We start from the raw sequence: 1,311 nt of genomic DNA on the forward strand, positions 1-1,311 counted from the left end.
TGACCTGTATCGTTTTTTCGGACACGAGGTTAAGAGATTTTTGAACCTAAATCTAGTAATCTCATACCTACCGAAAAAGGAGTGCAGTGATGACGAATTCACGAACGAAGTACACCGAAGAATACCGGCGTGAAACCGCCGACTACATCATTTCTACCGGGCGGCCCGTGGCTGCTGTGGCGGCAGAGCTCGGCCTTCATCAGAAAACCGCTTCACGATGGGTCACCCTGCGTAAAAAGGCTTTGAATGGAGAGCTGCCCGCACCTGTTGAAGATGCTGAATTGCGCGCGTTGCGCAAGCGCAACCGAGAACTCGAAATGGAAAACGAGTTTTTAAAAAAAGCCGCAGCCTTCTTCGCAAAAGAGCAGGGGTAGAGCCACGCTATCAGCTGATGTTTGCGGAGAAGGCCAACTATCCTGTTCGGTGGATGTCCAAGCATTTGGAAGTTAGTCGCTCCGGCTTTTATTCCTGGGTGTCCCTGGGGTGCCCTGAAGATGATTGGTCTTGCGTGCGAGAGGCCGTGTATCGTGTATGGACCCAGTCGGATCGAAGATTCGGTGCTCGCTTCATTCTTGCTTTTTTGCCTGACGAGTTTCGAGGGACTACCCTTTATCGTGTGAGGAAATGCATGCGCGAACTGGGGATAAAGGGATGCACTCCCTATAAATCGAAGCGCACGACCATTCCTGATAAGAACGCCAAACCTAAGCCCGATCTGATGCGCAGGGACTTTACAAGCCCGATTCCCACCTATAAGCTCGTGGGCGACATAACGTATCTGCGTACGCACCAAGGCTGGCTCTACCTCTCAACAGTCATCGATCTGAACACTCGCATGGTGGTTGGCTGGTCGCTTTCCGAGCGCATGACGGCAGACATTGTGGTCAATGCTTTGGCAAGCGCGAAAGCTCGCGGCTACGTTGCTGAAAACGCAATTTTTCATTCCGACAAAGGTGCCCAGTACACCAGTCGTTTGCTTGCCGAGTGGGCGCGTGACAACAACGTGAGACTGTCATGCAGCCGTACGGGAAACTGCCACGACAATGCGGTTGCAGAGTCCTTTTTCGCAACGCTGAAAAATGAGATGTACTACCGAAGAAGCTTCTCGAGCAGAGCAGAAGCAAAAATGGCCGTCATCAACTTCATTGAAAGCTATTACAACCGCAAGCGGCCCCACTCAACCATTGGCTACCAGGTTCCGGCGGAGGTGATGGAAGACTTCTTCAAGCGCACGGCACCAAAGCAGCCCGCGCTGCAGAAGGCGGCGTAAATTCTCTAACTTTTGTGTCCGAAATCTTGACACAGGTCAAG

The 1,311-nt window shown here is 51.9% G+C and carries 2 protein-coding genes; both read left to right on the forward strand.

The features are described 5' to 3' along the window. Window positions 1-89 precede the first annotated feature (89 nt). Window positions 90-374 carry a transposase gene (locus DMP08_RS12260; RefSeq protein ID WP_123193154.1) on the forward strand — a complete coding sequence of 95 codons (285 nt, stop codon included), beginning with the start codon at window positions 90-92 and terminating at the stop codon, window positions 372-374. Continuing rightward, a complete protein-coding gene (locus tag DMP08_RS12265; RefSeq protein WP_123193155.1) occupies window positions 281-1,270 on the forward strand; it encodes an IS3 family transposase in 990 nt (329 codons plus the stop codon). The genes DMP08_RS12260 and DMP08_RS12265 overlap by 94 nt, the downstream gene beginning before the upstream one ends. Window positions 1,271-1,311 lie beyond the last annotated feature (41 nt).

The sequence above is a fragment of the Paraeggerthella hongkongensis genome (assembly GCF_003726035.1).
GTDB classification, from domain to species: domain Bacteria; phylum Actinomycetota; class Coriobacteriia; order Coriobacteriales; family Eggerthellaceae; genus Paraeggerthella; species Paraeggerthella hongkongensis.